This is a genomic window from Desulfovibrio sp. SGI.102 (assembly GCF_050314315.1).
Classification (GTDB): Bacteria; Desulfobacterota; Desulfovibrionia; order Desulfovibrionales; family Desulfovibrionaceae; genus Desulfovibrio.
Genome location: NZ_JBNPNC010000039.1, coordinates 18,815 through 27,487, shown reverse-complemented (window position 1 = coordinate 27,487; position 8,673 = coordinate 18,815). Strand labels below are relative to the sequence as shown.

Annotated in this window: 7 protein-coding genes; 2 read left to right on the top strand and 5 right to left on the bottom strand. The window is 64.9% G+C overall.

What is annotated here, in order from left to right:
- Positions 1-171 precede the first annotated feature (171 nt).
- A complete protein-coding gene (gene speA, locus ACQRCJ_RS09085) occupies positions 172-2,088 on the bottom strand; it encodes a biosynthetic arginine decarboxylase (RefSeq protein WP_204626192.1) in 1,917 nt (638 codons plus the stop codon).
- 228 nt (positions 2,089-2,316) lie between these two features.
- Between speA and ACQRCJ_RS09080 the strand changes: the two genes are divergently transcribed.
- Complete coding sequence (locus ACQRCJ_RS09080; RefSeq protein WP_168935501.1) at positions 2,317-3,399, top strand: efflux RND transporter periplasmic adaptor subunit; 1,083 nt, start codon at positions 2,317-2,319, stop codon at positions 3,397-3,399.
- A gap of 279 nt (positions 3,400-3,678) precedes the next feature.
- Here the strand turns inward: ACQRCJ_RS09080 and ACQRCJ_RS09075 are convergent, their stop codons facing one another.
- Both ACQRCJ_RS09075 and ACQRCJ_RS09070 read right to left on the bottom strand, forming a co-directional pair.
- Positions 3,679-4,308, bottom strand: coding sequence for a YigZ family protein (locus ACQRCJ_RS09075; RefSeq protein WP_168935502.1), 630 nt, complete (start codon positions 4,306-4,308; stop codon positions 3,679-3,681).
- Positions 4,305-4,874, bottom strand: a complete 570-nt coding sequence (locus ACQRCJ_RS09070) for a cupin domain-containing protein (RefSeq protein WP_337393028.1) — start codon at positions 4,872-4,874, stop codon at positions 4,305-4,307. The genes ACQRCJ_RS09075 and ACQRCJ_RS09070 overlap by 4 nt, the downstream gene beginning before the upstream one ends.
- A 258-nt stretch (positions 4,875-5,132) precedes the next feature.
- Here ACQRCJ_RS09070 and ACQRCJ_RS09065 point away from each other — a divergent pair, with 258 nt between their 5' ends.
- Positions 5,133-5,645, top strand: coding sequence for a rubrerythrin family protein (locus ACQRCJ_RS09065; RefSeq protein WP_303931645.1), 513 nt, complete (start codon positions 5,133-5,135; stop codon positions 5,643-5,645).
- Positions 5,646-5,992: 347 nt separating this feature from the next.
- On the opposite strand, the gene ACQRCJ_RS09060 is transcribed toward ACQRCJ_RS09065, so the two are convergent.
- Both ACQRCJ_RS09060 and ACQRCJ_RS09055 read right to left on the bottom strand, forming a co-directional pair.
- Positions 5,993-7,558 (bottom strand): sigma-54-dependent transcriptional regulator, encoded by a 1,566-nt coding sequence (locus ACQRCJ_RS09060; RefSeq protein ID WP_303996040.1) that lies wholly within the window; start codon positions 7,556-7,558, stop codon positions 5,993-5,995.
- The gene (locus ACQRCJ_RS09055) at positions 7,540-8,667 is read right to left on the bottom strand and encodes a sensor histidine kinase (protein WP_168935506.1); all 1,128 of its coding nucleotides are present in this window, start codon (positions 8,665-8,667) and stop codon (positions 7,540-7,542) included. Before ACQRCJ_RS09055 ends, ACQRCJ_RS09060 begins: the two co-directional genes overlap by 19 nt.
- Between the last annotated feature and the right edge of the window lie 6 nt (positions 8,668-8,673).

Genomic DNA, 8,673 nt, shown 5'->3' with positions numbered 1-8,673 from the left:
TCGGCGTGCGATCTGGCTGTCTTCGTGTGGCGCGTCCCGTGCGGCAAAACAAGAACGCCCGGCAGGAAATGCCGGGCGTTCGACGTTTGCAGAAAGCGCTTTGGAGAGGCGCAAGGAGAGGGGCTTTCCAGCTCCGGGAAAAGGTCCCTTCCCCTGCGAGCGCCCTCTTTCCTAGCGTTCGAAATAGGTGTAGCCGCGCAGGCCGTCTTCAAAAGCCTGGAGCACGGCAAAGCGGTCGCTGGGGGTCAGGCGTCCGGCCCGCACGGCGCGTTCGGCCGTGGCGCGCAGGTCGTCCAGGATACGGCGGGGGTCGTATTCCACATAGCTCAGGATGTCGGCCACGGAGTCGCCCCGGATCTCGCGCACGTACTCATAGCCGCCGTCGGGATCGACGCGGATGGAGACCACGTTGGTATCGCCCATGAGGTTGTGCAGGTCGCCCAAAGTCTCCTGATAGGCACCCACCAGGAAGACGCCCAGATAGTATTCCTCGCCGTCCTTCAGGGGATGCAGGTCCAGGGTGGTCTTGAGGCCCTGCGGGTCGATGAAGTGGTCGATGCGGCCGTCAGAGTCACAGGTGATGTCCGAGATGATGCCTTGGCGCGAGGGGAACTCGTTGAGGCGGTGCACCGGCATCACCGGGAAGAGCTGGTCGATGGCCCAGCTGTCCGGCAGGGACTGGAAGACGCTGAAGTTGCCGTAGTAGATGTCGGCCAGGCTCACGTCGATGTCCTGCAGGTCGCGGGGCACGGTCTTGAGCTTCACCTTTTCCTGGGCGATGCGCATGATGATGGCCCAGAAGAAACGCTCCGAAAGGGTACGCTGGCGCAGGTTCACGCGGCCCGTGGAGAAGAGCTTGCGCATCTCGTCACGGTAGTAGATGGCGTCGTTGTAGCATTCCTGCAGGTTGCGCAGGCTGATGTTGCCGTAGACCTCGCGCATGTTCAGCACGGGCTCGGGGGTGTCTTCGGGCAGCTCGGCGGGCAGCTGGGCCTCTTCCACGGCGCTCACGTCCAGCACGTTGAACAGCAGCACGGAATAGTAGGCCACGGTGGCGCGGCCGGATTCGGTGATGATGTGCGGGTGCGGCACCTGCTGCTCGTCGAGGATGCTCATGATGGCTTCCACGATGTCGGCGCTGTATTCGTCCAGATTGTAGTTGCGCGACGAGATGTAATTGGTGTGCGAGCCGTCGTAGTCCACGGCCAGACCGCCGCCCAGGTCAAGGTAGCCCATGGGCGCGCCTTCCTGCACCAGGCCCACATAAAGGCGCGCGCCTTCCATGACGCCGGTGCGGATGTCGCGGATGTTGGAGACCTGCGAGCCCAGGTGGTAGTGCAGCAGGCGGAAGCAGTCCAGCATGTCGCAGGCCTTGAGCTTGTCCACCACGTCCACGATCTGGGCCGGGGAAAGGCCGAAGGTGGAGCGCTCGCCACCGGAGTCGGTCCAGTGGCCGCTGGCCTTGACCGAGAGCTTGGCGCGCACGCCGATGTTGGGGCGGATGCCCAGTTCACGGCTGCGGGAGAGCAGAACGTCCAGTTCGCTGGGCATCTCCAGCACGAAGAAGAGGTTGAAGCCCAGGCGCTGGGCCTGCAGGCCCAGGTCGATGAACTCCTCATCCTTGTAGCCGTTGCAGACGATGCAGGCTTCGGTATCGCGCATCAGGGAGACGGCGGCGATGAGCTCCGCCTTGGAGCCCACTTCCAGACCGTGATGGTAGCGGGAGCCGAACTGGGCGATCTTTTCCACCACCTGTTGCTGCTGGTTGACCTTGATGGGGAAGACGCCGCGGTACTCGCCCTGATAGTTCAGGTTCTTGATGGCCTTGCGGAAGGACTCGTGCAGGCTGGCGATACGGGAGTCCAGGATGTTTTCCACGCGCAGCAGCACGGGCATGTCATAGCCGCGTTCACGCAAGCCGGAGATGATCTCCGGTATGGAGATCTGCGGGCCCTTTGGGCCCTGCGGGCAGACGACCACGTCCCCTTCATCGGACACCGTAAAAAAGCCGGCTCCCCAGTTGCGGATACCGTACAGTTCGATGGAATCTTCCACCCGCCACTGTTGCAATGCGCGGTTTTTTGCCAATTCTTGTGCCTCCAGCATCGGAAATTTCGGATGAGTTCGCGGGCTCTCCCGCCGCGGGATTATTATGCCCGCACAGGGGGGAAAGTCAATTGTCCCGGGGCCGCTGTCCGTCCGGGAAGGCAGGGAGGGCAAGCGCTCCCGGGCAGGACCACACATTTGTTTTCTTGACGCGATGTGTCTGGTGTGCAACGTTTTTGAGGCATCATTCAGAAAATCGTGAGGGCTGCCATGAAACATCTTGCCATCTTCCTGCTGCTGCTCGTCCCCGTGCTGGCCTCCTGTTCCGGCGACAAGGACGGACAGGGCGGCAGACAGGCCGCGCCCGTGCATGTGATGACGGTACAGCCGCAGGACGTGCCGCGCGTGCTCGGCGCTGTGGGCAACGTCAAGGCTTCCGCCAGTGTGGGGCTCACTCCCCGTGTGACCGGCGAGATAGAAAAGGTGCATTTTACGGAAGGCCAGGACGTGAAGGAAGGCGATGTGCTGCTGACCATCGATACGCGACCCTTTGAAGCCACCCTGCGCGAAAAGAAGGGCCAGCTGGCCAAGTCCGAGGCCCAGCTGCACAAGGCCACTAACGATGCGGGCCGTTACGGCAAGCTGGTGGGCAACGGCTATGTGAGCCGCGAGGCCTACGAGCAGACCGCCACCGAGGCCGCGGCCCTGCGCGCCACCGTGCAGGCCGACAAGGCCGCGGTGGAAAGCGCCGCCCTCGACCTTTCCTACTGTACCCTGCGCGCGCCCATCAGCGGTCGTGTGGGCGGTCTCAAGGTGGACAAGGGCAATATGGTGCGCAGCTCCGATACCACCCCCATCGTCAGCATCGACACCCTTTCGCCCATCTATGTGACCTTTTCGGTGCCGGAGCGGCATCTTTCCCTGATCCTCGACCGCATGCATGCCGGACCTGTGGAAGTGGACGTGACCCCCACGGGCGGGCAGACCGAAAAGGGCCTGCTGACCTTGGTGGAAAACAGCGTGGATACCACCACCGGCACCATCCAGCTGCGTGCCACCTTCGACAATGAGAACCGTCGCCTCTGGCCCGGCCAGTTCGTGACCGTGGAACTGCCGCTGGGCATGGCGCGCCAGGCCCTGGCCATCCCCAGCCGGGCCGTGCAGAGCGGCCGTGAGGAAAATTACCTCTATGTGGCCGGTGCCGACGGCAAGGCCTCTTACCGCAAGGTGAACATCCTCTTTGAGTCTGGCGACATCAGCGTGGTGGAAGGCGAGCTCAAGGCCGGGGAACAGGTCATCATCGACGGTATCGTGCGCCTGGCTCCCGATGTACCGGTGAAGGTGATACAGTAAGGACGCTGCCGGGGGAGAACGGATCTCCTCCCGCCGAGTTGGAAGAATGGACGAGCCCCGTCTGCCGGACAGCAGGCGGGGCTTATTTTTATATTGGGGGGGGCCGTATCCCGGTCGGGGACTGCTGGCCATCTTCCCCTGGAAGGAGCGTGCCTGAAAAGGCGGACGGGCCTGCGCCTGCCGGGTGCGCGGGCCGGCTCGGGCGGGAAGCCTTCTTGTGGATATGCCGGAGACGCTTTGAGGGGGACGGCAGGACGTGTCTTGCGGCAGCCCCCTGCCTCACGCTTCCTCGACCGGCGTACAGCGGGCGCGGCCGTCGGTACGTCCGGCGATGGCTTCCTCGAAGGGGCCGCGCAGGGCCTCGGGCAGGCAGATGCGTACCCGGGCGGCCTGATCGTAGGCCTCGGCGCAGACGCGGGCCTCGAAGGTGGGCAGCAGGCGGTGCAGGCGGTCCAGATGGGCATAGTCCAGCTGCACGTCCAGCTCCACGGTAGGCACTTTTTCAGCCAGCGGCAGGGTGGCCAGGTTCTCGCGCACCGAATCCTGATAGGCGCGCACCAGGCCGCCGGTGCCCAGTTTGACGCCGCCGAACCAGCGCGTGACCACCATGGTGATCTCGCCCACGCCGCAATGCAGCAGCACCTGCAGCATGGGGCGCCCGGCCGTGCCGTGCGGTTCGCCGTCATCCGAGAAGCCCACCTGGCCGCTGTGTCCCGGAGCCCCGGCCACGAAAGCCCAGCAGTTGTGGGTGGCGTCGGCGTGTTTGGTGCGGATCTGCTCCACGAAGGCGCGGGCGGCTTCCATGCCGGGCGTATGCGCGCAGTGGGTCAAAAAACGGCTGCGCCGGATGATGATCTCGGTCTGGAAGGGGGCGGCGGCATCGGCCGCGGGGATGGGGAAGCGGCTCATCCCCGGCAGCCTTTCCCGGGATCGGGACAGCCGTCAGGCAGCCGGCAAAAATGTTCGATGCCTTCTTTGGCAAAAGGATAGCGGCGTACCAGACAGGCCGCCTTGGCCAGCTCGAAGTCACGAAAATCGAAGCCCGGCGCCACCGTACAGGAGACCAGGGAAAAATCCGTCCCCGGGCAGGGTTCGGCGCCGAACCAGCAGCCGCCGGGCATGGGCAGCAGCAGATGCTGGCCGGCCAGGATGTCGGCCCCCAGTATCCTGTCCAGCTCCTTGCCGTCAGGGGTCAGGCAGTACAGGCGCAAAGGGCCGCCCAGATGGAAATGCCATAACTCATCCTGGCGGATGCGGTGCAGGCGTGAGCGCTCGCCCGCCTGCAACAGATACAGGATGCTCGTGCTGCACGGGCGGCTGCCGTAGATGCCGCAGGGAAGGCTCTCGGGCTGCAGATCCTGCGAGCTGCACCAGACGCGCCGGTAGTGGCCGCCTTCCACGTGGGGCATCAGGTCATAATGGCGGATGATGTCCTGGGCCGAAAGGGCTTGTGCAAGGGATGTGGTCGCTGTCATGCCGTTTTTTTAGCCTGCCTTGGCCCGGCTCGCAAGCTTTGCGGACAGGGCATGGAACAAAGGGCGTTTTTGTGCAGGAAAGACGGTGCTAATCCGGCTCCGGGACATTGACGCGGGCCATTCGGGCCTTATTTATTGGAGGCGGAAATAAAAATACGCAAAAAAATGCTTTACAAAGGCATGAATTTTCTGTAAACAGGAATCGTTCCTGATTGAGACAACATTTTTTTGAACATATACCCCCCAAGGAGAACCACAATGAGCAAGACTCTCGAAAACCTGATGGCTGCTTTCGCCGGTGAATCCCAGGCCAACCGCAAATACCTCGCCTACGCCCAGGCTGCCGACAAGGAAGGCCTGTCCGGTGTGGCCAAGGTGTTCCGCGCCGCTGCCGCCGCCGAAACCATCCACGCCCACACCCATCTGAAGAACGCTGGCAAGATCGGCGACACCGCCGCCAACCTGCAGGACGCCATCGGTGGTGAGACCTACGAGTTCACCAAGATGTATCCTGAAATGATCAAGGAAGCCGAAGCCGAAGGCCAGACCGCCGTGGCCAAGTACATGGACATGGTGAACAAGGTGGAAGAAGTGCACGCCAACCTGTACAAGAAGGCTGCCGCTGACAACCACGCTTTCGACAACGTCGACTTCTACGTCTGCAAGGTCTGCGGCTACACCCACGAAGGCCCCTGTGACAGCTGCCCCGTGTGTGGCGCCAAGGCCGCTGCCTTCTTCAAGGTGGACGACGTCTGCTGCCTGAACAAGTAAGTTCGGCCGGTCCTGACTTTTCTAGGCGCTGCCCTTCGGGGCGGCGCCTTTTTTTGTGCCCGTTGGCCGGGAAAGTTGGCCTTGCCATGCCGCAAAACCGTGCGGCGGGGGAAGGTGCCGTCACCGGGCGGGTCGTTTGGGGCTGTGCCTGGGGGCTGAGGGCGTGGCAGGGCATGGCGGAGGGAGCCTCACGCGCGTACGGCGGGACGTTTTCGGGCGGGACATCCGTACCGGGGTGTGTCGGGAAGGCCGCCGTGCCGACAGGCAAAAAAGAAGGCCCGCCGGAGACCGGCAGGCCCTGGGATGGCGGAGCATTGAAGCGGTGACGGGCGTTTGTCCCGCGGCCCTCATTCGTCGCTGATGCGGGTCTCGATCTTCAGGCCGTATTTTTCCATGCGCGCCAGCAGGGTGGGGCGGGAAAGGCCCAGCAGGCGGGCCGCCTGCGAGCGGTTGCCCCGGCACTGGCGCAGGGCCTCGCGCACCACGGCCCTGCCCATGATGTCCATGCAGGTGTCGAAGGGCGAAGGATCGCCGGACCGGAGGCAGGCCGTGACGATGCTGGCCAGGCTGCGCTGTTCGTCGTTGTGAGGTACGCCAGCAGAAGCCGGGGCGTCTTCGACAGGAGCTTCCCCTTCGTGGAAGCCGTTCCCGGTGCCGACGGGGGAGCGGCGTACGCCCGGGGCAGGGCCGGTATCGCCGTTGCCGTTGATGCTGAGGCCCGCCGCGGGGGGATGCACTGCCGGGGAATCCAGCACCAGCTGCAGGTCGCGGATGCTCACCGGGGCGCCGCTGTTGAAGACCAGGGCCTTTTGCAGGGCATTGGAAAGTTCGCGCACGTTGCCGGGCCAGTCCAGACCGGCCAGATAGCGCAGGGCCTCTTCTTCCAGACCGGGATCGGGCCGGTGCAGCTCGGCGGCCTGCCGGTGCAGCAAAAAGGCCGCCAGGGCCGGGATGTCCTCGCGCCGTTCGCGCAGCGGCGGGGTCCGGAGGGTCACCACCTTGAGACGGTAGTAAAGGTCCTCGCGGAAACGCCCGTCGGCCACGGCCTGCTCCAGATTGGCGTTGGTGGCGGCGATGATGCGCACGTCCACGTCGATGGAGTCATGCCCGCCCAGACGCTGGATCTGTTTTTCCTGCAGCAGGCGCAGCAGTTTGGCCTGGATGCCCGGCGGCATGTCGCCGATCTCGTCCAGGAAGATGGTGCCGCCCGCGGCCTGTTCGATACGGCCGATGCGGCGGTGCTGCGCGCCGGTGAAGGCCCCGCGTTCATAACCGAAAAGTTCGCTCTCCAGCAGGGTGTCGGGGATGGCCACGCAGTTGATGACCGAGAACGGGCGGCGGGAGCGCGGACTGTAGCGCCAGATGGCATTGGCCACCAGCTCCTTGCCCGTGCCGGATTCGCCCCGGATCAGCACCAGGGCATCGGTGGGCGCCACGCGGCCGATGGCCTTGTACAGCTCCTGCATGGGGGGCGTATGCCCCACCAGGCGGATGTCGTCCTCTTCGCCCAGAGCCTCCTCGGCGGACTGGGCCTCGTGGCGGCGCTGGCTCTCGCCCGCGGCCAGGGCCCGTTGCAGCAGCTCCAGCACCTGCGGGATGTCGAAGGGCTTGAGCATGTAGTCGAAGGCCCCCAGCCGGGTGGCTTCGATGGCGGTCTCGGTGGTGGAATAGGCCGTCATGATGACCACCGGCGGACAGCCCTCCAGGGCACGCATCCGCTTGAGCGCTTCCAGACCGTCCATGCCGGGCATGCGCACGTCCATGACCACGCATTGCGGCATCCTTTCCCGCATGAGGTTCAGGGCCTCCTCGGCCGAGGCGGCGGTGCGCGTCTCGTAGCCTTCGGCGTCCAGCAGGCGCTGGAAGCCCTGACGCAGGTGGTGGTCGTCGTCGACTATGAGGATCTCAGCCATACGTCGTCCCCCTTGCGGACAGGCAGTACCATGACGAAGCTGGCCCCGTGTCCCGGTGCGTTGTGCAGGTGCAGCCAGCCGCCGTGTTCTTCAAAGATGCGCCGGGCGATGGGCAGGCCCAGGCCCGTGCCCTCCACCTTGGTGCTCATGAAGGGCTGGAAGATGACCTCGTGCAGCTCTTCGGGCACGCCGGGGCCGCTGTCCTCGATGCGGATGACCACCACGGGCCCCAGCGGGGCCAGGCGGCCGCGCTCTTCGCTGATGCGCACTTCCCCGTCGGTACCGGCGGCTTCGCAGGCATTGATGATGAGGTTGGCCAGAGCCTCGCGCAGCTGTTCGGCATCGCCGTCCACCCGGGGCAGGGGCGCGTGCCGCGTGCGGCGCAGGGTCACCTTGTAGGCTTCCATGCGCGGTTGCAGCAGGATGAGGGTGCGGTCCAGCACCTCGCTCATGTCCAGCGGCTCCTTGCTCAGGCGCGGACGGCGCGAAAATTCCAGAAAATTGCTGGTGATGGCTTCCATGTGCCGCACGGCCTCGTTCATGGCCTGCACGTCTTCCTGCTGGGCCGGGGAAAGCTCCATGCCCCGGGTGAAGGAGAACAGGCGCAGCTTGAGGCCCGTCAGCGGGTTGCGGATGGAGTGGGCCACCCCGGCGGCCAGTTTGCCCACCAGGGCCATCTTTTCGGTCTGGCGCAGGTTTTGGCGCAGGTTCTCGTGGCTTTCCTCAAGGGCCAGGCGGGTGCGCTGCATGTTCTCGTGCATGCGGCGGATGCGGCAGGTGATGGCGGGCACGGGCGAGCCCTGCGGCATGCGTCCGTCGGCATCGGGGCCCAGTTCGCGCAGGGCCGTGAGCAGGGGCAGGTAGATGCCGCGCCACAGGCAGGCGCCCAGGCCCAGCAGCAGGAGCAGGGCAAACAGCAGCAGGCACATGAGGATGCGCTGGCGCGTGCCCAGCGGCCAGATGAAGATGTCGATGCACAGCCAGATGCAGAGCAGCAGGCACAGGGCCAGGACGATGCTTCCCGGCAGCAGCAGCCGGGTGAGGTCGAAACCGTTTTTTTCTCCAGGAGCGGGAGCGTCCTGGACGGGCTGGGAAGGGTTTTCGTTCATGGGTGG